Below are 21,064 nucleotides of genomic sequence, written 5' to 3'. Positions count from 1 at the left end.
CGAACGGCATCGCCGTGTCTTTTATATCAATCTTCATTCGCCCAGAATCGACATTGAGCGACCTTAATACCCGCGTCGTTCGCTGCGTGAACTCGATGACATATGAAGTTCTTATATTTTTAATCATCCAAAATGCTCATTCAGGTGCGTAAGTTTTTTAAATATTACTATATAAAAATTTTTCGCCGCACACGAAAACGAGCACATCAATAAATTCCTGACTGAAAAAATTTCCAAAATGAAATATTATTTATGAAAAATAAATTAAAATTTCTTTATGCATATGTATTGTTGAAATCAGAAAAAATAATTTCCGATTTTAATTATTTTCGTCGGAAAGTATTGATTTAATTAATTTTTCGATGACACTCTGTTATGTTTTTAACTTTGATATAAATCAAGATTCTTGGTGTATTGTTTTTAGGATAAATTCTTACTGCTAGGATACAAGCTCATCCTTGGTGTCGAATGACCGATTCATGCTTGAAAAAAATGAAAATTTCATGAGGGAAGGCATTTATGTCGGTGACCCCTCGGCATTTCATACGCTCTATGTCAAATATAGTGTTCATATGAGAGGTTTGGTAAGTCTTCATGTTCATCATAAGCAAGATATCGATGATATGGTTCAGATTATCTTTCTCAATGCATTTCAATGGTTTAAAAAATGTCGTAGCTACTCGACGTTATATGCATGGTTGTATTCAATAGCCATGAATAGTATCGAAAACTATTATCGTAATGAATTAAAAATTGAATCAAGCACATTATGCTCATTCGACGGCGTGAATGATGTTGTTGATGCATTAAATATTTCTAATGAAAATAGTCCAGAGGAAATATGTACTGCAATGGAAACTGGGCTGGAAATTGTTCGATTGATCGCCAACTTGCCGCCTCTCTTGAAAAAGGCATTATTGCTACGTGAGATTGATGGTATGAGCTACGATGAGATTGCAATAAAGATGGGATGTCCTATGGGAACAGTGCGAAGCCGTATTCACAGGGTCAGGGCAGAGATACGCAAGAGGCTGGAAAAGGATGATTGAATGTAGCCTCGCATAATTGCGGTACCCCAAGCGCAAGCTGCGATTATTTGTCGCTACTTAACATAAATTTACATGATAAATAAAAATTACATCAGCGGCCTGGCGCAAGAGGAGCTTGATCGTCGAAGACGAATCGATGCATTGACCGCACAAAAAATAGATGTTGCGATTATTTTCCAGGAAATGCTTGGTACCGCCATTGCAGCAAAATACTTGCGAACAAATGGTGTGCCGCTATCTGTCGCATTGCGTGTATTGATATATGCTCGCAGAAAAGACCCATCGCCACCAAAAATGATTGGATTCGAGGATGGGCCTGCCAATCGCTTCCAGTCCAAGCAGACCGCGACAAGGGCGAAATCAGATTGAGTCGGCTTGAAAACAAGCTGCTATGCGCCGAAATCCGAGGGCAATTGTCACGCTTCGGTACCGCGTCGGACGGCGATGGGAGCTGCTCATCCGTTGGAATAGTATTTGGTCGGGGAGTGCCGTACGTACTCGACAGGAAGCCGGCTACGCTTCAGACCGTATTGCGCCGCAAGCCCGCTTCCCGCACGAACACTTGCAGCGCCGGCATGGTCTGCTGGTGCAGCGCTTTCAGTTCCGTTCTCAGCGCGGGCGTGATGGCCAGGCTGCCGTCCGCTTGCTGGCGCACGGGCAGGCCCAGCGCTTGCGCCATTTCCACCGGGTAATTTGTGAAGTCGCCATACGGGCGCTTGCCGTCGACGGACGGGGTGGGCCAGTACCCTTCGGCCAGGTAGTCTTCCGCGCCCATGCCCAGCATTTCCAGCGTCATCCACGACTGTTGCCGCAGCAGCGCCAGATGCCGGGCGGTCAAGGTAAACGGCGTCTTGCCGTTGGCATAGCTGCCCGGTTTCAGGTCGGCCATCTGCACGAAGTGGGGCAGCAGCAGCGACGCTTCCATCAGGCGCTGGGCGGCCAGCGCCGCATCCTTGCTGGCGATGGCTTGCATGGCCAGCGCCAGGGTGTCGCCTTTGCCCAGCGGGTAGGCCGGATTGAGCATGGGCGCGCCGCTTTCCACGGGCGACCAGCCGATGTTGAAGCGCCGTATCAGGGCCAGATGCTGCACATTGAGCACCTTGGGCAGCGGTGCGTCGAGCGTGGCCAGGATGCGCTGGCGCACGGCGACGGGCAGGCCGTCATCGGCCGCGCGCGCGAGCACGGGCGAGCACAGCAGGGCACCGGCGAGGCGCAGCAGCTGGCGCCGCATGGGCTGGATCAGGCGCGCCATCACGGTGCCGTCAAGTCCTGGCGCTGGAATTCGATGCGGTTTTGCTGGTAGTCCCACTTGGTGTAGGGCCCGAACACGCGCCGGTTTTCCTTGCTGTCGGCATTCGATTGCTCGCGCTTCATGCGTCGCACCAGGGCGGTGTCGACCAGCGGCGCGGTCGTCGTGCCGAACACTTCGTGGCGCACGCTCTGCCTGGCGTCAGCGCCGCGCGAAATGATGGTGAGCTTGCGTGTGGCGGGATCGAAGTACAGGCGCATGGCAAACGTGTTCATATCCTGCAGATACAGGCCATCGTCGCGCCACTGGGCATAGAAATAGTCGCCGCAGACGGCCTTCGGCTCGCGTTTCCACTCGCAGGCGAGCAGGATCAGCAGGTGATGGTCATCGAGCTGCTTGATTGAAACACGGGCCTTGGAATAGCCCCAGTTGCTGGGCGGCACGGTCGTCGACGAAAGCAGGTTGTATTCGCCCACGAGCTTGGGCATGGGCGCTTGCGCGGCGGCGCCGGTGCAAACGGTGAAGGCGGCGGCCGCAAGGGCGCCGTGTATGCGGGAGAATGGTGTCATGATGGCCATAAAAAAAGTTGCCATATTATAAGTGGCAACTTTCTTTGGGGAACGCGCGATTGAACGCTGCCGTGCGGTTACTTCAGCTTGCTCAACTCGGCCACGTCGATCTTCACGGTCTTGTCGCCCACGGCGGCTACCAGCGCCTTGAAGTGGGGCGTCGCGTAATGCGCCGTCAGCGCGTCTTGGTCGGTCCATTCTTCCAGCATGATGAAACGCGTGGGAATCTTGTTGTCGAGGTGTAATTCGTAGCGCAGGCAGGCGCTTTCCGCGCGGCTGGGTGGTACGACGGCTTCCAGGGCGGCGCGCACGGCGTCGATATGGTCAGTTTGGGCATCGATGGTGGCGACGACGATCAGGGTCATGGTGGTCCTTGTAGAGTGGTGGGGCGGGTGCAGCTTAGCGTAGTTTGCCCATTCTTGCCCGCCATGCCCAGCCTGGCTGCGCCGAAACAGTTTCCGCCGCAGCCAGATAATCAAGCTGAACCTACGCCGCCTGCAGCGCGCCGATCTGCTCAAAGGCGCCCGCTAATGCCTGCGCCCTGGCGGCGTCGCTGACCTTGACACCTTCGGCGCGCACGATCTCGAGCTGCGTGATGCCGAGGAAACCAAGGAAGGCGCGCAGATGGCTTTCCTGGTGTTCCAGGGCGGCCATCGGCGTGTCGGCGCCGTAATAGCCGCCACGCGTCGAGGCGATGATCACGCGTTTGCTGCCCAGCAAGCCTTCGGGGCCATTGGCGCCGTACTGAAACGTCTTGCCGGGCACGGCCAGCGCGTCGAGCCAGGATTTGAGCTGGCTGGGGATGGCGAAGTTGTACATGGGCGCGCCGATGACGATGACGTCGGCAGCCAGCACTTGCTCCAGCGCGGCGGATAGTGCTTCGCCCTCGGTGGCGCTGGGGGCGGCTGTAAATTGCGGCAAGGGCTGGGCTGCCAGGTCGCGGTAGTGGACGGTGGCGCCGGGCGCGGCCGCTTGCAGACGGGCGACGATGGCGGCGGACAACTGGCGGCTGATGGAATGCTCGCCGAGGATGCTGGAATCGATATGCAGGATGTTCATGTGAGCCTTCTTGGATGGTATGATCGGGTGGTATGTTTTTGTAACCGAGGTAAATATAGTGACTATCAAATGAACGCACAAGAAGGCACTTTTTCCACACTGGGGCACACGGATGTGACTATTGGCGAGGTGGCCGCGCGCGGCGCCGAGCTGGAACGGCGCATGCGCGACCACGGCGGCCACGCGGGCGTGGCCGACGCGTGCCGGCCGATCACGGATATCCTCACGCGCGTGGGCGACAAATGGAGCGTGATGGTGGTGATGTTGCTGGGCAATGGCACCAAGCGCTTCAACGAGATGCGCCGCCTGATCGGCGGCATCTCGCAGCGCATGCTGACCCTGACCTTGCGCGGTCTGGAGCGCGACGGTCTCGTCACGCGCACGGTGTTTCCCACCGTGCCGCCACGCGTCGATTACGCGCTGACGGACCTGGGCCGCTCGTTATTGATTCCCATCAGCGCGCTGGGCGCCTGGGCCTACGGCCACCGCGACGCCATCGATGCGGCGCGGCTGGCGTTCGATGCCAGGGCCGATGCGGGCGCAGCGCCGGACAGTCAGGCCAGCTGAATGACGGCCAGCATGTCATTGCCATCCGCATCCAAGCCTTTTTCCACGAAACCCATGCTGGCATAGAACTGTTTCGCGTTGGCATTATCGGGCTTGTAGCAAATTTCGATGCTGCGCGCGTCCGGGCGGGCGCGGATTTCCGCCAGCGCCAGAGCGAGGGCGGCGCGGCCATGGCCTTGCCCCTGGCGCCGGTGATCGATCATGAAGCGCCAGATCTGGTAGTAGCCGGGTGGATCTTCGTCGTCGGGCGAGACGAACATCAGGAAACCGATCACTTCCTCGTCGTCATACACGGCGCGCGTATGCATGGTGGCGGGATGGAAACTCGCTTGCGCCATGGAATAGTCGTTGCTGGCCAGGTAGTCGCGCTGCTGGGGCAGCAGGGGCAATTCGCTGATGAGGTCAAAATTGTCGACGGTGACGGCACGCAGGCTGATGGACATAATTGAAGGCAATGAAAAAGCTGGGCCTGCCAGTATGCGGAAAAATTACCCAATTGGCAATGTTTTGCTGTCGCCCGCCCCAAACAGCTGCGCCATGGTCTGGCGCAGCCAGCGGTTCGACGCATCTTCATGGTAGCGCTCGTGCCAGTGCTGCTTGACTGAGAAGCTGGGCAGCGCCACAGGCAGGGGCAGGATGCGGAACGCTTCGTGGTCGCGCATTTGCAGCGCGTAGCGGTACGGTACCGTGACGATGTACTCGGTTTCGGCGACGATGCGCGATACGCCGAGGAAGCTGGGCAGTTTCAGCACGATGCGCCGCTGCACGCCGGCCGCCGCCAGCACCTTTTCCACGATGGAATGCCCGGTGCCCGAGCTTTTCACCTCAATATGCCCCTCCGCCAGGAACTCTGCCACCGTAATCGTGTCGCGGATGCGCGGGTGGCTACTGGCTACCAGGCAGACAAAATGCTGGTCGAACAGTTTCTGCTGATAAAACCCCGATTCCAGGTGCGGCATGAAGCCCACGGCCAAGTCCACTTCGCCTCCTTCCAGGCGCGCCGGCGTGTCGGTGGCGATCTTCGACACGTCCAGCGTGATGCGGGGGCCGATCTGCTGCAGGTGGTTGAGCAAGGTGGGCAGCAGCACGATTTCACTGATGTCCGTCATGCAGATGGCAAATTCGCGCGTGCTGGCGGCCGGGTCGAACACGGGCTGGTCAGCCAGCGCATGCTGCCAGGCGGCAATCGCGGCGCGCACGTCCTGCACCGCGTTTTGCGCGCGCGGCGTCGGCTCCATGCCTTTCGAGGTGCGCGCGAACAGGCGGTCGCCGAAATGCGTGCGTAATTTCCCCAGGCCGATGCTGACCGTCGATTGCGGCAAGCCCAGGTTTTCCGCCGCGCGCGTCACATTGCGGCTTTTATAGATCTCGTCAAAGATGAACAGCAATTCGATATCGAAGCGCGACATAAGAGGATTCCACCATTATTTAAAAACGTGATTGTTGTTATTGTATTCCATCGCTTTACCAAATATTGACCTGTCGGCACACTGCTTGCCATACCAAGAGCACGGCAAACGTGCATCGCGCAAGCACACAGATCAATTGGAGGAAAGAAATGGAACATACCCACAAGCCGTCCGTGCTGATCGTCGGCGGCGGCATCGGCGGCATGGCCGCCGCCCTGTCCCTGTCGCGCCTGGGGCTGGCCGTCACCGTGCTGGAACAGGCATCGACGCTGGGCGAGATCGGCGCCGGCATCCAGCTGGCGCCCAATGCCTTCGCCGCGCTCGATGCCTTGGGCGTGGGCGAACGCACGCGTGCCAAGGCCGTGTTCACGGAACGCCTGGTGATGATGGACGCCGTCGACGCGACCGAGGTAGGCACTTTCGTCGTCGATGCTGCCTTCCGCCAGCGCTTCAGCAATCCCTACGCCGTCATCCACCGCGCCGACATCCACGGCGCCATCCTCGACGCCGTGCGCACTTCGCCGCTGATTACCTTTGTGACCTCGTCGCAGGTGACGGATGTGGCGGAAGACGACGCGGGCGTCAGCGTCACGGACGCGGCAGGGCGCAGCTTCCGCGCCGATGTGCTGATCGGCTGCGATGGCGTCAAATCCGTCATCCGCGAGCGCATCGTGGGCGATGCGGTGCGCGTTTCCGGCCACGTGGTGTACCGCGCCGTGGTGCCGGCCGCCGACATGCCGGCCGACTTGCGCTGGAACGCGCCCGTCGTCTGGGCCGGCCCGAACTGCCACCTCGTGCATTACCCGCTGCGCAATGGCGAGCAATACAACCTGGTGGTGACTTTCCACAGCCGCGAGCAGGAAGCGTGGAGCGTCACGGACGGCAGCAAGGAAGAAGTGCTGTCCTACTTCGACGGCGTGCATGCGCAGCCGCGCCAGCTGCTGCACAAGCCGACCAGTTGGAAACGCTGGAGCACGGCCGACCGCGACCCCGTCGCCAACTGGAGCACGAAGCGCATGACTTTGCTGGGCGACGCGGCCCACCCGATGCTGCAATACCTGGCGCAGGGCGCCTGCATGGCGCTGGAAGATGCCGTCACCCTGGGCGAAGCCGTGCGCGCCTGCGACTTCGACATGGCCGCCGCCTTCCAGCTGTATCAACGCTCGCGCATCGCCCGCACGGCCCGCGTGGTGCTGTCGGCGCGCGAAATGGGTCGCCTGTACCACGCCAAAGGCGTCGAACGCCTGGTGCGCAACGACTTGTGGCGCGGCCGCACGCCCGCGCAATTCTATGAAGCGCTGGCCTGGCTGTATGGCTGGACGGCGCACACCTGCCTGGCCACCACCGAGAAGGACGCAGCATGACTTCCCATCAAACGCCCGAACGCGAGGCTTTATATGCAGCCTTGAGCGGCATGCATCTGTCGCCGCTGTGGCAATCCTTGCACACCCTGGTGCCGCCCCATCCGACGGCGCCGTATGCGCCCGCCCTGTGGCGCTATGCGGACATCGCGCCGCAGCTGGCGCGCGCCGGCGAGGTCATTACGGCGCACGAAGCCGTGCGCAGAGTCCTGGTGCTGGAAAACCCGGCCTTGCCGGGCCGTTCATCGATTACGCAATCGCTGTACGCTGGGCTGCAGCTGATCTTGCCCGGCGAAGTGGCGCCCTCGCACCGCCACAGCCAGTCGGCGCTGCGCTTTGTCGTGAGCGGACAGGGCGCCTATACGACGGTGGCGGGCGAGCGCACCACCATGCACCCCGGTGACTTCATCATCACGCCGTCGTGGACCTGGCATGACCATGGCAACCTGGGCGTGGACGGCGTCTGCGAGCCGGTCGTCTGGCTCGATGGCCTCGACATTCCCATGCTGCGCTATTTCGATTCCGGCTTCGCGGAAAACGACACGCAGGACAGCCAGACGGTCAGCCGTCCGGAAGGCCAGAGCTTCGCCCGCTACGGCTACAACATGGCGCCCGTCAAGTCGCTGTACCAGAGCGCGACCTCGCCCATCTTCAACTACCCGTATGCGCGTTCGCGCGAAGCGCTGGAGCTGTTGTCGCGCACGGACGCCATCGACGACTGGCACGGCTACAAGCTGCGCTACACGAACCCGCTGACGGGCGGCTCTCCCATGCCCACCATGGCCACCTTCATGCAGCTGCTGCCCAAAGGGTTTGCCGGCAAGCGCGCGCGCAGCACCGACGGCAGCGTCTACAGCGTCGTCGAAGGCCACGGCAAGGTGACGATAGGCGAGCAGGTATTCGACTTCGCCCCGCGCGACACCTTCGTCGTGCCGTCGTGGGCCGTGGTCTCCTTCGACTGCCCGCAGGACGACGTCGTGCTGTTCAGTTTTTCCGACCGCCCCGTGCAGCAAGCGATGGGCGTGCTGCGCGAGCAGTTTTTGACCGATTGATTTTTTCACAGGATTTAACCATGACCAACTTCATCTTCGCCCCCCAAGCCATCGCCGGCCTGCCCATACTTGGCAGCGACAGCCAGTTTCCCGTGCGCCGCATCTACTGCGTGGGCCGCAATTACGCCGCCCATGCGCGTGAAATGGGGTTTGACCCCGACCGCGAACCGCCATTCTTCTTTTGCAAGCCGAATGACGAGCAATCCGTCGTGCCCGTGTCGCCCGGCGTGACGGCCACCGTGCCGTATCCGGCGCAGACGTCGAACTACCACCACGAGATCGAACTGGTGGTCGCCATCGGCAAGGGCGGCAAGGACATCGCCCTGGAGGACGCGGCGTCGCACATCTTCGGCTACGGCGTGGGCCTGGACATGACGCGGCGCGACCTGCAGATGCGCATGCGCGAACAGGGCCGCCCGTGGGAGATCGGCAAGGCTTTCGACTATTCGGCCCCCATCGGCGCGCTCACGCCCATCGGGGTGTCCGGCGAGATCAGCACGGGTGCCATCGTGCTGGAAGTCGATGGAAAAATCGTGCAGACGAGCGACCTGACGCATTTGATCTGGTCCGTCAATGAAGTCATCGCCAATCTGTCCACGCTGTTCGAGCTGCAGCCGGGCGACATCATCATGACGGGCACGCCCGAAGGCGTGGGCGCCGTCACCCGCGGACAAACCATGGAGGCGCGCATCGCCGGGCTGACACCGATCACCGTCGCGGTGCAGTAAACACCATCGGGCCAGCGCGGCACAGATCGCGCAGCCCAAGCGAACCATAACAATGGAGACAAGACAATGACTACCCACGCCGGCACCGACGTCCAGCACTTCCTCGACAGCCACCCGTTTTCCCGCTACCAGAAGCTGATCCTCTGGCTATGCTTTTTGATCGTCGCCATCGACGGCTTCGACACGGCCTCGATCGGCTTCATCGCGCCCGCCATCCGCGCCGAATGGGGCTTGACGCCCGCCGCGCTGGCGCCCCTGTTCGGCGCCGGGCTGTTTGGCCTGATGGCCGGCTCGTTCCTGTTCGGCCCCCTGGCGGACCGCTACGGCCGCCGTCCCGTGCTGATCGTCTCCGTGGCCTTCTTCGGCGCGGCCAGCCTGCTGTCGGCCTGGTCGACGGATCTGACGATGCTGCTGGTGCTGCGCTTTTTGACGGGGCTGGGCCTGGGCGGCGCCATGCCCACTTCCGTGACCATGACGTCCGAATACTGCCCGCAGCAGCGCCGTTCCGGCCTGGTGACCATGATGTTCTGCGGCTTTACCATCGGTTCCGCGCTGGGCGGCCTGGCCTCGGCGCAGCTGCTGCACCTGATCGGCTGGCGCGGCGTGCTGATGCTGGGTGGTGCCTTGCCGCTGCTGCTGGTGCCCGTGCTGCTACTGGCGCTGCCCGAATCGCTGCGCTGGCTGGTGCTGAAAGGCCGCGACGCCAGCCAGGTGCTGAACATCGTGCGCCGCATCGCGCCCACCCTGGCCGCCTTGCCGCGCCTCGTCGTCAGCGACAAAAAACTCGCCGGCTCGCCCATGGCCGAATTGTTCCGTCCCGGCGTGATTGGCGGCACCTTGCTGCTGTGGTCCACGTTTTTCATGAGCCTCTTGATCATCTATCTGCTGTCGAGCTGGATGCCGACCCTGTTGAATGGTAATGGCCTGTCCCTGTCGAACGCCTCGCTGGTGACGATGATGTTCCAGGTGGGTGGCACGGTCGGCGCCATCATGCTGGGGCGCTGGATGGACCGCTACAGTCCGCACAAAGTGCTCAGCATCGCCTACCTTGCGGCGGCCGGCTGCATCGTCGTCGTGGCCCTGTCGGGCAGCAGCCTGGCCCTGCTGGTGCTGGCCGTGTTTGGCGTGGGCTTCGGCGTGAGCGGCTCGCAAGTGGGCGCCAATGCGCTGGCCGCCGCCTTTTACCCCACGTCGAGCCGCGCCACGGGCGTCAGCTGGGCGGCCGCCGTGGGCCGCAGCGGTTCCGTGCTCGGTTCCATGGCCGGCGGCCTGATGCTGACCCTGAAACTCGATAACGAAACCATCTTCTTTTTGCTGGCCATTCCGGCCGTGCTGGCGTCCCTGGCCTTGCTGGCCATGGGGCGTTTGATGCGCACCCGGACTGGCGTCAGCGCCGTTCCCGCTACCCTGAAAGAGAGCACCGTATGAAACTGCATGGCTATTACCGCAGCTCCGCATCCTACCGCGTGCGCATCGCGCTGAACCTGAAGCAGCTGCACGCCGACACGGCCTATGTGCACCTGAGCCGCAATGGTGGCGAGCAGTTCACGCCCACGTTTTCCAGCCTGAACCCGCAGCACCTGCTGCCCGTGCTGGAGGACGGCGGCGCCGTGCTGACGCAATCCTTGGCCATCATCGAGTACCTGGACGAGACGCAGGCGGGGCAAAAACTGCTGCCGGCCGATGCCCTGGGCCGCGCCCGCGTGCGCCAGCTGGCCATGGTCTGCGCCTGCGACATCCACCCGCTGAACAACCTGCGCGTCCTGAATTACCTGACGGGACCCCTGGCCCTGTCGCAGGAGCAGAAGAACGCGTGGTACCAGCACTGGACCCATCTGGGCCTGGCCGCGCTGGAAGCGCAGCTGGCGAGCGGCGCGCATACGGGCATGTTCTGCCATGGCGACACGCCGACCCTGGCCGATTGCTGCCTGGTGCCGCAGGTGTACAACGCGCGGCGCTTCCAGTGCGACCTGGCTTTGTATCCCACGATCCTGCGCATCGTCGCGCACTGCGAGGCGCTGCCGGCGTTCCAGCACGCGCACCCGGATGCACAGCCAGACGCAGAATAAAAACCACAATAAACGGAGACAAGCATGAGAAAAATCAATGCCACACGCAAGCTGACTGCGCTGGCGCTGCTGGGCGCGTGCGCCTGCAGCGTGACCACAGGCGCTTGCGCGCAAAGCGGCGTCACCCTGTACGGAGTGCTCGACAGCTCCGTGGCTTACACAAGCAATGCCAATGCGGCCGGCGACAGCGTCACCAAGATGCCCACCTTGACGGGTTCACTGCCATCGCGCTTAGGTTTCAAGGGCGTGGAAGATCTGGGCGGCGGCTTGCAGGCGATCTTCGCGCTGGAATCGGGCTTCGGCGTCGACACGGGCATCGCGGGGCAGGGCGGGCGCCTGTTCGGCCGCCAGTCGTACGTGGGCTTGAAGGGGCGCTATGGCACTCTGACGCTGGGACGGCAGATGAACATGTCGTTCTGGGCCACGCAAAAGTCCGACATCATGGGCCCGGCCCTGTTTTCCATCAGCAGCCTCGATCTGTACCTGCCGAATGCGCGCAGCGACAACGCCATCGGCTACCTGGGCACGTTTTCCGATGTGACGGTGGGCGCCACCTATAGCCTGGGGCGCGATGCCTCGGCGGCGGGTGGGCCGGCGGCCACGGGCTGCGCGGGCGAAGTGGCGGGCAATGCCAAGGCTTGCCGCCAGATCACCGCCTTGCTCGGTTACGACACGGGCCGCTACGGCGCCACGGCGTCGTACGACATCATGTACGGCAACGCGGGCGCGGCCAACGGCCTCACATCGAGCCGCAACTTCGACCGCCGCGTGATCGCCAGCGCCTATGCCATGGTTGATAAGCTGAAAATCGGCGGCGGCATCATCGACCGCAGCATCCGCGCCGCCACGGGGCCCGTTGATTCGCAGCTGCTGTACTTCGGCGCCGCGTATCGGCTGGCGCCCGCGCTGGTCCTCGATGGACAGCTCGCCAGGCTGGCCGTCAAGGACAGTCCGAACGATGCCACCCTGGCCACTGTGCGCCTGACGTATCACCTGTCCAAACGCACGGCCATCTACAGCGCCATCGGCCGCATGGACAACAGCGGCGCGGCGGCCGTGGCGCTGGACGCGGGCGGCACCGTGGGCGCGGGGCGCACGCAGAATGGCGTGATGGCGGGCGTGCGCCACTTTTTCTGACGCATTCCTATGGGCTGCCTTGCATATCCTGCCGGTAGCGCGCCGGCGGCAGCTCGAACTGGGTCTTGAAAAAGCGGGTGAACGCGCTTTGCGAGGAAAACCCCAGGCGCTCGCTGATGTCCGCCACGCTCAGGTTCGTTTCGCGCAGCAGGCGGCGAGATTCGCGGCTCTTGGCGCGCAATTCCAGCGCGCGGAACGAGGTCTGCTCCTGCTGCAACTGGCGCTGCAGGGTCCAGCGGTTCATCGCCAGGCCATCGCACAGGGCTGGCAGCAGCGAGGTGCCGTCCACGTCGGCCTGCTGGCCCAGCAAATCGATGATGGCTTGCTCCACGCGGGCCGAAAACAGCTGCGCGCCCTGCAACTGCTGCAATTGCCCCTGCGCGTGCCGCAGCGCGTGCGGCGCCAGCATGGCGTTGAACTGGGCAAAGGGCCGGTCCAGCGCCGGCGCGTCGAACGTCAGCGTGTTGCGCGCCTGGCCGAAGGTGGCGGCGGCGCCGAAGCACTCGGCAATGGCGGACGCGAACCACGGTGCCTTGCCCCGGAAGCTGGCGTGGAAGGCGGTGGCCGTGCCTTCGTCGTAGGCGCGCGCGACCAGCGACAGCATGCGGAAATTGGCCAGCGCCTGCATGGCGCCCCCCAGCGGGCAGAACTCGGACAGGTATTCGATCTCGACGCGCGTGCCATTTTCGCTCATCAGCATGAAGTCAAATTCGCCGATCAGGCCCCGCAAGTGCAGCAGCTCGTGCAGCGCGCTGCGCAGGGTGGGGCGGTTGAAGCAGACGTGGGCGATGCCCGAGTAATGCGCGAACCAGTGCGTCACGTCGAGATCAAGCAGGCCGCGGTGCTGTGGCAATTGCTGCGCGTAGGCCGTCATGCGGCGGTGCCGCTCGGCGTTGATGCGCCCGCCAGGTTCCGTGAGTTGTGCCGGCGTGATGCCCGTGTGGCGGAAAAAGTCGGCGGGGTCGTGCCCATCGGCCTGCATGGCGCGCGCGCATTGCTGCGCGATGCGGTTCGAAACCGTGCGTGTATCGGGTTTGTGCAAGGGTGTCTCCTGCTTATTCTGCTTGTTGTAGTAATTTTTCACAAATATTAGCACTTTGTAGGAGATTGTTGGTTGTCGTGCCGTCTAACCAAAAATTGTTCTCGCGGGTATAAAGCGCGTGCTGCGCGGTCAAGAAACTCACGCATTCTCACGCTATATTGTTTTCGGCCGGCCTTGCTGCTGTGCCTTGATACCTACAAAAACAGTCTTGGAGATAATGATGAATTGCACTTTGAAACCGATGGCCCGCGTGGTCGCCGGCTGCGTTGCCACGCTTGCCCTGGCCGCCTGCGGCAACAACGACAGCGAGCAGTACACGCAGCCCGTGTTTGGCACCACCACTTTTAGCCAGCTGAATGTTGACGGCTATACCTTCAAGGATATGAACCGCAACGGCAAGATCGACCCGTACGAAGACTGGCGCCTGCCAGCCGAAGCGCGCGCCGACGATTTGTTGTCGCGCATGAGCCTCGATGAAAAAGCGGGCCTGATGATGCACGGCACGGCGCCCACCGTGTCCGACCCTTCGGGCATCGGCCTGGGCGGCGCGTATGACTTGACGGCCCTGCAAGACCTGATCGTCAAGCAATACGTCAACACCTTCATTACCCGCATGGCGGGCGACACGGCCAACATGGCGTCTCAGTACAACAAGGTGCAGGCCCTGAGCGAAACATCGCGCCATGGCATTCCCGTGTCGATCAGCACGGACCCGCGCCACCATTTCCAATACACGGTGGGCGCCAGCGCCGGTACCAAGGGTTTCTCGCAGTGGCCGGAAACCCTGGGCCTGGCCGCCATCGGCGACGATGCGCTGGTGCGCCGCTTCGGCGACATCGCGCGCCAGGAATACCTGGCCGTCGGCATCACGCAAGCCCTGTCACCGCAGGCCGATCTGGCCACAGAGCCGCGTTGGTCGCGCATCAACGGCACCTTTGGCGAAGATGCGGATCTGGCCAAGCGCATGGTGCAGCACTATATCGAGGGCTTCCAGGATGGCAATACGGGTTTGCATGATGGGAGTGTGGTGGCCGTCGTCAAGCACTGGGTCGGCTACGGCGCCACCAAGGAAGGCTTCGACGGCCACAACTACTATGGCCGCTACATGACCTACCCGGGCAATAATTTTGCCTATCACGTGAAGCCGTTCGAAGGGGCGTTCACGGCCAAGGCGGCTTCCGTCATGCCGACCTACGCTCTGCCGGACGGCAATATCACCATCGATGGCATCACCCTGGAACAAGTGGCGGCCGGTTTCAGCAAGACCATGCTGACGGATCTGCTACGCGGCAAATACGGTTTTGAAGGCGTGATCCTGTCAGACTGGGGCATCACTTCCGACTGCGACGCCAACTGCCGCAACGGCACGGCGCCGGGCGTGGCGCCTTCCTTCATCGGCTTCGGCACGCCGTGGGGCATGGAAGACGCCACCAAGGCCGAGCGCTACGTGAAGGCCGTCACGGCGGGGATGGACCAGTTTGGCGGCGTGACGGAAGCGCCGTACCTGACGCAAGCCGTGCAGCGGGGCCAGCTGACGGAAGCGCGCATCAACGCCTCGGCGCGGCGCATCCTGATCCAGAAATTCAAGCAAGGCCTGTTCGAGCATCCGTTCGTCGATGCGGCCAAGGCCGCCACCACCGTGGGCAAGGCGGACTTCATCGAGGCGGGCCTGGAGGCCCAGCGCCGCTCGCTGGTCCTGCTGGAAAACAAGGACAAGGTCTTGCCGCTGGCGGCCAGCGTCAAGAAGGTCTACCTGTATGGCATCGATGCGGCCGTGGCGCAGCAGTATGGCTACACGGTGGTGGCCACGCCGCAGGAAGCCGACGTGGCCCTGCTGCGCGTGGCCGCGCCGTATGAAACCCTGCACCCGAACTACATCTTCGGCAGCATGCAGCACGAAGGGCGCCTGAATTATGTCGATGGCGACGCCGACTACGAGGCGATCAAGAACGCGGCGAAATATGCGCCGAAGACGGTGGTGACGGTGTACCTGGACCGTCCGGCCATCCTCGGCAACGTGCAGGACAAGGCCAGCGCCATCCTCGCCAACTTTGGCGTCAGCGATGGCGCGCTGTTCGATGTCCTGACGGGCAAGGCCAAGCCGCAAGGCAAACTGCCGTTCGAGCTGCCATCGTCGATGGCCGAAGTGCAGGTGCAGAAATCGGACGTGCCGTATGACACGGCCCATCCGCTGTACAAGTTCGGCTACGGCCTGGGGTACTGATAGGGAGCGGGACGGGCCGCCCGGTGCGGCCTGTTCCTGCCCGATTGACAGCACCCTGGCACTCGCCGATACTGGCCGCTTCGCTCATCGCTCACCTCAGGAAGGAACCCCACGATGTCCGTCATTCCGAAAGTGCACCAGACCGTGCTTGCCGCCTTGCTCTCCACCGCGTTTGCCATGCCCGCCATGGCCGCAGGCCCCGCAGTCCCGGCCGCCGCCAGCGCGTCGTCCGCCTGGGTTGAAGCCAGCAACCGTAACGCGGCCATCGTGCTGGCGGCGCAGGCGCAGTTCTCGCCCGAAAACGCTTCCGACACGGGCCTGGCGCAGTACGACGGCCTGGCCGCCGACCTGGGATCCAATATTGTCGAACGCCAGGTGGCGGCCATGCAGCAGGCGCGCGCGCAATTGCAGCAAAAGCTGGAACTGGAACGCGACGAACGCGTCCGCCAGGATCTGCAAATCCTGACGCAGGCCGTCGACCAGGAAATCATGGGCGCCCAGCTGGATGCCAAATACACCCTGCCGTGGGTCGATGTGCCGCAAATGGTCTTCGGCAGCATGCAAAGCCTGCTGCAGGAACAGCGCCCGGCCGCGCGCCGCGCCAAGGCGCTGGAACGCCTGCAGCGCTACGTGGGCCAGTTCCCGGGCAGCACGCCGATCACGCAGCAGGCCAAGGCGCGCTTCACGGAAAAAATCGGCAAGCCTGGCCTGGCGGGACCCGTGCGCCTGCAGGTGGCGCAGTCGCTGGAAAACGTGCCCACGTATGTCGCCGGCATCCGCAAGCTGTTCGCCGACATGAAAATCACTGGCGCCGAACCTGCGCTGGCGGCCATGGAGCAGCAGCTGAACGCGTACGCGGCGTGGGAAAAGCAGGTGGTGCTGCCCTTGTCGCGTACGGATTTCCGCATGGCGCCCGAGCTGTATGCCTTCCGCCTGAAACAGGTGGGCATCGACATCGAGCCGCGCGCGCTGGTGGAACGGGCGCAAGTGGCCTACCTGGAAACGCGCGCCGCCATGCAGGCGCTGGCACCCGTGGTGGCGGCGAAAATGTCGATGAAGGGTGTCGATGGCAGTGATTACCGCCAGGTGTTGCGCGCCCTGAAAGTGGACGCCATCCCGAACGAGCAGCTCGAAGCGCACTACAAGGGCGTCAATACGCAGCTCGAAGAACGCATCGCCCGGCAGCGCGTGGTCGATATCCCTGCGCGCGCCATGACGATGCGCCTGGCGTCCGCCGCCGAATCGGCGGCGCAGCCGGCGCCGCATATGCGTCCGCCTCCGCTGATCGGCAATACGGGAGAACACGGCCAGTTCGTCCTCCCCGTCAGCAATCCGGCCGCCAGCGGCAAGGGCGAAGCGTACGACGATTTCAATTTTGCGGGCGCGGCCTGGACCCTGAGCGCGCACGAAGGCCGTCCCGGCCACGAACTGCAGTTCAGCGCCATGGTGGAGCGGGGCGTGTCGCAGGCGCGCAGCCTGTACGCGTTCAACAGCGTTAACGTGGAAGGCTGGGCGCTGTACGCGGAAGCGGAGATGATTCCCTACGAGCCGGCCGAAGGCCAGTTCATCGCGCTGCAGTTCCGTATGCTGCGCGCGGCGCGCGCCATGCTCGACCCGATGCTGAACCTGGGGCAGGTCACGCGCGAAGAGGCGGGGCGCATCCTGACGGACGAAGTGATGCTGTCGAAGGCGATGGCGCGCCAGGAATTGGACCGCTATACCTTCAACATGCCGGGCCAGGCGGGCAGCTATTTTTATGGCTATACGCGCATCCTGCAATTGCGCGCGGAAACGGAGCTGGCGCTGGGCGCTAAATTCGACCGCCTGGCCTTCAATAACTTCCTGCTTGGCCAGGGTTTGCTGCCGCCGTACCTGTTGGCCAAGGCCGTGCGCGAACACTTCATTCCCGAGCAACGCAAGGCGAAGGGTTGACGACGGGCCACTCCGCGCTGCGCCGCATACCCTATACTGGCGCCTTCAAGTGATGACGCGAGAGTGGCCGCATGTGGCGTGGGATCGTATGTGGGTTGCTGGCCGGCGCCTTCTGGGGCGCCGTTTTCATTGTGCCCGTCTTGCTACCGGACTTTTCTCCGGTCGAGCTGATGCTGGGCCGCTACGTCTGCTATGGCGCGCTGGCGGCCGGCCTGATGTTGCCGCGACTCCTGCCCCTGCTGCGGCGCTTGCGGCGTAGCGACTGGCTGGCCATGCTGCGCCAGGCGCTGGCCGGCAATGTCGTGTATTACCTGCTGCTGGCGTATGGCGTCAAGCTGGCGGGCGTGGCGGCCACTTCGCTGATCATCGGCTTGCTGCCTCTGAGCGTGACGATTTTTGGCCGCAAGGACCATGGCGCGCTACCCCTGCGCCAACTGGCCTTGCCGCTGCTGGTGGTAGCGCTGGGCATCGCCTGCATCAATCTCGATATTTTCAGCCATGCCGGCGGCGCAGGCGGCGCCAGCCTGGCGCACAGGCTGGCCGGCGTGCTGTGCGCCATCGGCGCGCTCGCCTGCTGGACCTGGTATGCGCTCGACAATGCCCGTTTCCTCAAGCGCCACGTGCATTTCAGTTCGGTGGAATGGTCCATGCTGTATGGCCTGGCCAGCGGCGTCATCGCGCTGGTCGTGGGCGCCGTGATGCTGGCGCTGCAGCCGGCGGGTGGCGTCGATGGCGGTCCTGCGCGCGACTGGCCCCGCTTCTGGCTCGTGTGCCTGTTGCTGGCGCTGGGCGCTTCCGTGATCGGCAACTACCTGTGGAACCTGGCGTCGCGCCTGGTGCCGGTCACCTTGTCGGGCCAGCTGATTTTGTCGGAGACCCTGTTCGCGCTGCTGTACGGCTTCGTCTACGCGCAGCGCATGCCGCGCGCCCTGGAATGGGCGGCGATGCTCTTGCTGACGGCGGGCGTGCTGTGGTCCGTGCAGCGGCATGCGCAGGAGGACGGGGCAGGGCGGACGTAGCGAAAAATACATCGTTGCCAGCCCGCCGTTTGCCCTGGGCCGGCCGTATAATGACGCTCATTTGCCGGTCATACTAGGAGTTCCGCTTGCAGCTACCGATCCGTTATCCGAACATGCCGCAGCTGCTGCTGAAGGCCCGCGACAGCCTGCTCCAGCATTTCCGCCCCATCCTCAATCACTTCGGCGTGACGGAGCAGCAGTGGCGCATCATGCGCGCGCTGAACGAAAGCCCCACGCTGGAACCGCGCGAGCTGTGTAATATCTGCCAGATTTCCAGTCCCAGCATGAGCGGCATCCTGGCGCGCATGGAAGAAATCGGCTTGATCGGGCGCAGCAAGTTCGAAGGCGACCAGCGCCGCCGCAAGGTGCACCTGTCGGAAGCGGGTGCCAGTTTGCTGCTGCAGATGGGTAAACTCATCGACTTGCAATATGAACATCTGGAAGCGGCTTACGGCAAGCAAGTGTTCGAAGACATGCGCCGCACCCTGGAAGCCTTCATTGCCCTGGAAACCCTGCCGGTGGCGCCCGCCATCCTGCGCTGACCTCCAAACTTCTCCTTGCCTGAGCATTCATCGGGCGCGTGTTTTTCGACACGCGCCGCCGCTGCTTTTGCCATGCCGGTTCCACGCATTGCCGCATCCTGCCGGGCTTGTGCCCGCGCATCTGTCAGTTTTGCTATAAGACTACGCCTTACAGTCAATCACTTACATGTTAGTAAATAAGCGTATAATTTGCCCTACTTGATCCAGATCAAGAAGAACAGCGGATGCCCCATCGTTGATGGGGCGGCAACGCGGCGTCACAGCCAGTACCCGCCATCGTGGTGGCGATACTTGCCGGGCGTACAACAAAACAGGAAAGTCAGGAAAAAATGAACACACCATGCATGCGCGCTGCGGCGCTGGCCGTCTCCACGCTCATCGGCGCAAACGTTTGCGCCCAAAGCAATGTCACCATTTACGGCGTGGTCGATGCGGCTACCGCCTACGCGAGCAACCAGGGCGGCAAGTCGAACACTTACATGCGCAGTGGCAGTTTGTCCGCCAGCAAGATCGGTTTCCAGGGCGTGGAAGACCTGGGTGGTGACCTGAAGGCGCTGTTCTTGCTGGAAAACGGCTTTGAAAGCGATACGGGCGCGCAGAGTTCGGCCAGCTCCCTGTTCAACCGCCAGGCCTACGTGGGCCTGCAATCGAACGCCTACGGCACCCTGACGGCTGGCCGCCAGTACACGCCTTACTACCTGCTGGTGGGCTCCCTGGCATCGAGCAACGTCTTGACGGGCGCCACCGGAGCTCACCCTGGCGATATCGACGGCCTTGATACGACCGTGCGCATCAGCAATTCCGTCACCTACAGCATGCCCGCCTGGCGCGGCCTGCAGGCGAGCGCGCAATACGGCTTGGGCGAAGCGGCCGACGGCAATGCCGTCGGCAGCAGCTTCAGCGCCGCCGTCAAGTACAGCACCTCGCCGGCCGAATTCGCGCTCGGCTACCTGAAACTGAAAAATGGACAGAATGGCGCCGGCTGGAGCGACAACGCATCTGGCAGCTTCGGCATCTCGGCCATCAACCAGGGCTACGCCTCGGCCGAAAGCATAGCATTCATCGCCGCCAGCGCGCGCTACACCATGGGCAAGTGGATGGTGGGCGCCAATGCCAGCAACGTGCAATACCAGGCTGGCAGCCGCTCGGCCTTCCGCGACACGGCCATCTTCAACACGGCCGGCCTGATCTCGAGCTACCAGCTGACGCCGCAGTGGTTCCTGTCCGCCGGCTACAGCGATACTTTCGCCAGCCATGCCAACGGCGTGTCGGATCGCGCGCGCTACCGCCAGCTGTCGTTCGAGCAGAATTACGCGCTGTCGAAGCGCACGGCGATCTACCTGATCGAAGCGCGCCAGCTGGCGCGCGGCCAGACCCTGGGCCAGGGCGGCGCCATCATCGATGCCGTCGCCTCGGTCGGCGATTCGCAAAACGGCACGCCGTCGTCGAACGGTGGCCAGACAGTGGTGATGGTCGGTCTCAAGCATTCTTTCTGAACGGTTGCTGAACTCACGGGAGCTTCAATTGGACGCTACACACAATAAGGAGGGCCGCGGCCCTTTCAATCCTGGCCGCCGCATGGTGCTGGCCGGCTTGCTGTCGGCTTCGGCCGCGGCGCTGATTCCCTGGGCGCTGGCCGAACCGGTCGCCAATGCGGAGCAGGGCGCCTTCCTCGGCGTGTCGGCCATGCTGGTGGGGCGCCCGGTGCTCGACCCCGTGCTGGCCAAGCGCCTGTATGACGCGCTGGTGGCGCAGGACGCGGCCTTTCCCTCCAAGGTGCGCGCGCTGCTGAACCTGATCAATGCGCAGGGCTTGCAGGCGGCCGGCCTGCAGGAAGCGCTCGATGCGCTCGACTCGGCCCAGGCGCCGCTGGCGGCCTTGCCGCGCCAGATCGCCAGCGCCTGGTACCTGGGCATCGTCGGCACGGGCGAGGCGGCCGTCTGCGTCGCCTACGAGCAGGCCTTGAACGCGGCCGTCGTGGCCGATGTGCTAAAGCCCCCGACGTATTCCTACGGCGCCTACGGCAGCTGGGCCAGAAAACCAATTTAAGGAGCCA

At 62.7% G+C, this 21,064-nt stretch carries 22 protein-coding genes; 15 read left to right on the top strand and 7 right to left on the bottom strand.

Annotated elements, in window-relative coordinates; translation table 11 throughout:
- The first annotated feature begins 479 nt into the window (after positions 1 to 479).
- Complete coding sequence (locus CNX70_RS17215) at positions 480 to 1,049, top strand: sigma-70 family RNA polymerase sigma factor (protein WP_096235710.1); 570 nt, start codon at positions 480 to 482, stop codon at positions 1,047 to 1,049.
- 72 nt (positions 1,050 to 1,121) lie between these two features.
- Complete coding sequence (locus tag CNX70_RS28250; protein WP_157751082.1) at positions 1,122 to 1,418, top strand: hypothetical protein; 297 nt, start codon at positions 1,122 to 1,124, stop codon at positions 1,416 to 1,418.
- Positions 1,419 to 1,569: 151 nt separating this feature from the next.
- On the opposite strand, the gene CNX70_RS17210 is transcribed toward CNX70_RS28250, so the two are convergent.
- From CNX70_RS17210 to CNX70_RS17195, 4 genes are all read right to left on the bottom strand, one after another.
- Positions 1,570 to 2,301 carry a hypothetical protein gene (locus CNX70_RS17210; protein ID WP_096235709.1) on the bottom strand — a complete coding sequence of 244 codons (732 nt, stop codon included), beginning with the start codon at positions 2,299 to 2,301 and terminating at the stop codon, positions 1,570 to 1,572.
- Complete coding sequence (locus CNX70_RS17205; RefSeq protein WP_096238518.1) at positions 2,301 to 2,867, bottom strand: hypothetical protein; 567 nt, start codon at positions 2,865 to 2,867, stop codon at positions 2,301 to 2,303. The genes CNX70_RS17210 and CNX70_RS17205 overlap by 1 nt, the downstream gene beginning before the upstream one ends.
- A 77-nt stretch (positions 2,868 to 2,944) precedes the next feature.
- Positions 2,945 to 3,232 (bottom strand): putative quinol monooxygenase, encoded by a 288-nt coding sequence (locus tag CNX70_RS17200; RefSeq protein WP_096235708.1) that lies wholly within the window; start codon positions 3,230 to 3,232, stop codon positions 2,945 to 2,947.
- A 121-nt stretch (positions 3,233 to 3,353) separates the two neighbouring features.
- On the bottom strand, positions 3,354 to 3,926 hold the full coding sequence (locus CNX70_RS17195; protein WP_096235707.1) for an FMN-dependent NADH-azoreductase: 573 nt from the start codon (positions 3,924 to 3,926) through the stop codon (positions 3,354 to 3,356).
- A 162-nt stretch (positions 3,927 to 4,088) separates the two neighbouring features.
- Here CNX70_RS17195 and CNX70_RS17190 point away from each other — a divergent pair, with 162 nt between their 5' ends.
- A complete protein-coding gene (locus CNX70_RS17190; RefSeq protein WP_096238517.1) occupies positions 4,089 to 4,493 on the top strand; it encodes a winged helix-turn-helix transcriptional regulator in 405 nt (134 codons plus the stop codon).
- Here the strand turns inward: CNX70_RS17190 and CNX70_RS17185 are convergent.
- Positions 4,481 to 4,936, bottom strand: a complete 456-nt coding sequence (locus CNX70_RS17185) for a GNAT family N-acetyltransferase (protein WP_096235706.1) — start codon at positions 4,934 to 4,936, stop codon at positions 4,481 to 4,483. The genes CNX70_RS17190 and CNX70_RS17185 overlap by 13 nt on opposite strands.
- A 45-nt stretch (positions 4,937 to 4,981) precedes the next feature.
- Positions 4,982 to 5,902 (bottom strand): LysR family transcriptional regulator, encoded by a 921-nt coding sequence (locus tag CNX70_RS17180; RefSeq protein ID WP_096235705.1) that lies wholly within the window; start codon positions 5,900 to 5,902, stop codon positions 4,982 to 4,984.
- A gap of 149 nt (positions 5,903 to 6,051) precedes the next feature.
- Between CNX70_RS17180 and CNX70_RS17175 the strand changes: the two genes are divergently transcribed.
- From CNX70_RS17175 to CNX70_RS17150, 6 genes are all read left to right on the top strand, one after another.
- Entirely contained in the window at positions 6,052 to 7,266 is a 1,215-nt protein-coding gene (locus CNX70_RS17175) for a 3-hydroxybenzoate 6-monooxygenase (protein WP_096235704.1), read from the top strand.
- The gene (gene gtdA / locus CNX70_RS17170) at positions 7,263 to 8,315 is read left to right on the top strand and encodes a gentisate 1,2-dioxygenase (protein ID WP_096235703.1); all 1,053 of its coding nucleotides are present in this window, start codon (positions 7,263 to 7,265) and stop codon (positions 8,313 to 8,315) included. Before CNX70_RS17175 ends, gtdA begins: the two co-directional genes overlap by 4 nt.
- Positions 8,316 to 8,335: 20 nt before the next feature.
- The gene (locus tag CNX70_RS17165) at positions 8,336 to 9,043 is read left to right on the top strand and encodes a fumarylacetoacetate hydrolase family protein (RefSeq protein ID WP_096235702.1); all 708 of its coding nucleotides are present in this window, start codon (positions 8,336 to 8,338) and stop codon (positions 9,041 to 9,043) included.
- A gap of 66 nt (positions 9,044 to 9,109) precedes the next feature.
- Positions 9,110 to 10,471 carry an MFS transporter gene (locus tag CNX70_RS17160; RefSeq protein ID WP_096235701.1) on the top strand — a complete coding sequence of 454 codons (1,362 nt, stop codon included), beginning with the start codon at positions 9,110 to 9,112 and terminating at the stop codon, positions 10,469 to 10,471.
- Positions 10,468 to 11,112 (top strand): maleylacetoacetate isomerase, encoded by a 645-nt coding sequence (gene maiA / locus CNX70_RS17155; protein ID WP_096235700.1) that lies wholly within the window; start codon positions 10,468 to 10,470, stop codon positions 11,110 to 11,112. The genes CNX70_RS17160 and maiA overlap by 4 nt, the downstream gene beginning before the upstream one ends.
- Before the next feature lie 24 nt (positions 11,113 to 11,136).
- Positions 11,137 to 12,249: a porin gene (locus CNX70_RS17150; protein WP_096235699.1), complete on the top strand. Its 1,113-nt coding sequence runs from the start codon at positions 11,137 to 11,139 to the stop codon at positions 12,247 to 12,249.
- A gap of 7 nt (positions 12,250 to 12,256) precedes the next feature.
- Here CNX70_RS17150 and CNX70_RS17145 read toward each other — a convergent pair whose 3' ends face one another.
- Positions 12,257 to 13,291 carry a helix-turn-helix transcriptional regulator gene (locus CNX70_RS17145; protein WP_096235698.1) on the bottom strand — a complete coding sequence of 345 codons (1,035 nt, stop codon included), beginning with the start codon at positions 13,289 to 13,291 and terminating at the stop codon, positions 12,257 to 12,259.
- A gap of 217 nt (positions 13,292 to 13,508) precedes the next feature.
- Here CNX70_RS17145 and CNX70_RS17140 point away from each other — a divergent pair, with 217 nt between their 5' ends.
- The 6 genes from CNX70_RS17140 to CNX70_RS17115 all read left to right on the top strand — a co-directional run bounded on the left by CNX70_RS17140 (position 13,509) and on the right by CNX70_RS17115 (position 21,057).
- The gene (locus CNX70_RS17140; RefSeq protein WP_096235697.1) at positions 13,509 to 15,515 is read left to right on the top strand and encodes a glycoside hydrolase family 3 protein; all 2,007 of its coding nucleotides are present in this window, start codon (positions 13,509 to 13,511) and stop codon (positions 15,513 to 15,515) included.
- 114 nt (positions 15,516 to 15,629) lie between these two features.
- A complete protein-coding gene (locus CNX70_RS17135) occupies positions 15,630 to 17,447 on the top strand; it encodes a DUF885 domain-containing protein (protein WP_208624436.1) in 1,818 nt (605 codons plus the stop codon).
- A gap of 71 nt (positions 17,448 to 17,518) precedes the next feature.
- Positions 17,519 to 18,466, top strand: a complete 948-nt coding sequence (locus tag CNX70_RS17130; protein ID WP_096235696.1) for a DMT family transporter — start codon at positions 17,519 to 17,521, stop codon at positions 18,464 to 18,466.
- Between the two features lie 86 nt (positions 18,467 to 18,552).
- Positions 18,553 to 19,008, top strand: coding sequence for a homoprotocatechuate degradation operon regulator HpaR (gene hpaR, locus CNX70_RS17125; RefSeq protein ID WP_244198838.1), 456 nt, complete (start codon positions 18,553 to 18,555; stop codon positions 19,006 to 19,008).
- A gap of 329 nt (positions 19,009 to 19,337) precedes the next feature.
- Entirely contained in the window at positions 19,338 to 20,504 is a 1,167-nt protein-coding gene (locus CNX70_RS17120; RefSeq protein ID WP_341865520.1) for a porin, read from the top strand.
- A gap of 28 nt (positions 20,505 to 20,532) precedes the next feature.
- Entirely contained in the window at positions 20,533 to 21,057 is a 525-nt protein-coding gene (locus CNX70_RS17115; protein ID WP_244198837.1) for a sugar dehydrogenase complex small subunit, read from the top strand.
- The last annotated feature ends 7 nt before the right edge of the window (positions 21,058 to 21,064 follow it).

The sequence above is a fragment of the Janthinobacterium svalbardense genome (assembly GCF_002327145.1).
GTDB lineage: Bacteria > Pseudomonadota > Gammaproteobacteria > Burkholderiales > Burkholderiaceae_D > Janthinobacterium > Janthinobacterium tructae.
The sequence above is the reverse complement of the archived record's forward strand: the minus strand, read 5'-3'. Positions and strand labels throughout refer to the sequence as shown.

Excerpts from the sequence above, each read along its gene's own strand:
- CNX70_RS28250 (WP_157751082.1), top strand. The coding sequence starts at position 1,122 with ATGATAAATAAAAATTACATCAGCGGCCTGGCGCAAGAGGAGCTTGAT.
- CNX70_RS17210 (WP_096235709.1), bottom strand. The coding sequence starts at position 2,301 with ATGGCGCGCCTGATCCAGCCCATGCGGCGCCAGCTGCTGCGCCTCGCC.
- CNX70_RS17135 (WP_208624436.1), top strand. The coding sequence starts at position 15,630 with ATGTCCGTCATTCCGAAAGTGCACCAGACCGTGCTTGCCGCCTTGCTC.
- CNX70_RS17130 (WP_096235696.1), top strand. The coding sequence starts at position 17,519 with ATGTGGCGTGGGATCGTATGTGGGTTGCTGGCCGGCGCCTTCTGGGGC.
- maiA (WP_096235700.1), top strand. The coding sequence starts at position 10,468 with ATGAAACTGCATGGCTATTACCGCAGCTCCGCATCCTACCGCGTGCGC.
- CNX70_RS17140 (WP_096235697.1), top strand. The coding sequence starts at position 13,509 with ATGATGAATTGCACTTTGAAACCGATGGCCCGCGTGGTCGCCGGCTGC.
- CNX70_RS17195 (WP_096235707.1), bottom strand. The coding sequence starts at position 3,926 with ATGAACATCCTGCATATCGATTCCAGCATCCTCGGCGAGCATTCCATC.
- CNX70_RS17185 (WP_096235706.1), bottom strand. The coding sequence starts at position 4,936 with ATGTCCATCAGCCTGCGTGCCGTCACCGTCGACAATTTTGACCTCATC.
- CNX70_RS17150 (WP_096235699.1), top strand. The coding sequence starts at position 11,137 with ATGAGAAAAATCAATGCCACACGCAAGCTGACTGCGCTGGCGCTGCTG.
- CNX70_RS17215 (WP_096235710.1), top strand. The coding sequence starts at position 480 with ATGCTTGAAAAAAATGAAAATTTCATGAGGGAAGGCATTTATGTCGGT.
- CNX70_RS17160 (WP_096235701.1), top strand. The coding sequence starts at position 9,110 with ATGACTACCCACGCCGGCACCGACGTCCAGCACTTCCTCGACAGCCAC.
- CNX70_RS17165 (WP_096235702.1), top strand. The coding sequence starts at position 8,336 with ATGACCAACTTCATCTTCGCCCCCCAAGCCATCGCCGGCCTGCCCATA.
- CNX70_RS17200 (WP_096235708.1), bottom strand. The coding sequence starts at position 3,232 with ATGACCCTGATCGTCGTCGCCACCATCGATGCCCAAACTGACCATATC.
- CNX70_RS17180 (WP_096235705.1), bottom strand. The coding sequence starts at position 5,902 with ATGTCGCGCTTCGATATCGAATTGCTGTTCATCTTTGACGAGATCTAT.
- CNX70_RS17175 (WP_096235704.1), top strand. The coding sequence starts at position 6,052 with ATGGAACATACCCACAAGCCGTCCGTGCTGATCGTCGGCGGCGGCATC.
- CNX70_RS17120 (WP_341865520.1), top strand. The coding sequence starts at position 19,338 with ATGAACACACCATGCATGCGCGCTGCGGCGCTGGCCGTCTCCACGCTC.
- CNX70_RS17190 (WP_096238517.1), top strand. The coding sequence starts at position 4,089 with ATGCGCGACCACGGCGGCCACGCGGGCGTGGCCGACGCGTGCCGGCCG.
- CNX70_RS17205 (WP_096238518.1), bottom strand. The coding sequence starts at position 2,867 with ATGACACCATTCTCCCGCATACACGGCGCCCTTGCGGCCGCCGCCTTC.
- gtdA (WP_096235703.1), top strand. The coding sequence starts at position 7,263 with ATGACTTCCCATCAAACGCCCGAACGCGAGGCTTTATATGCAGCCTTG.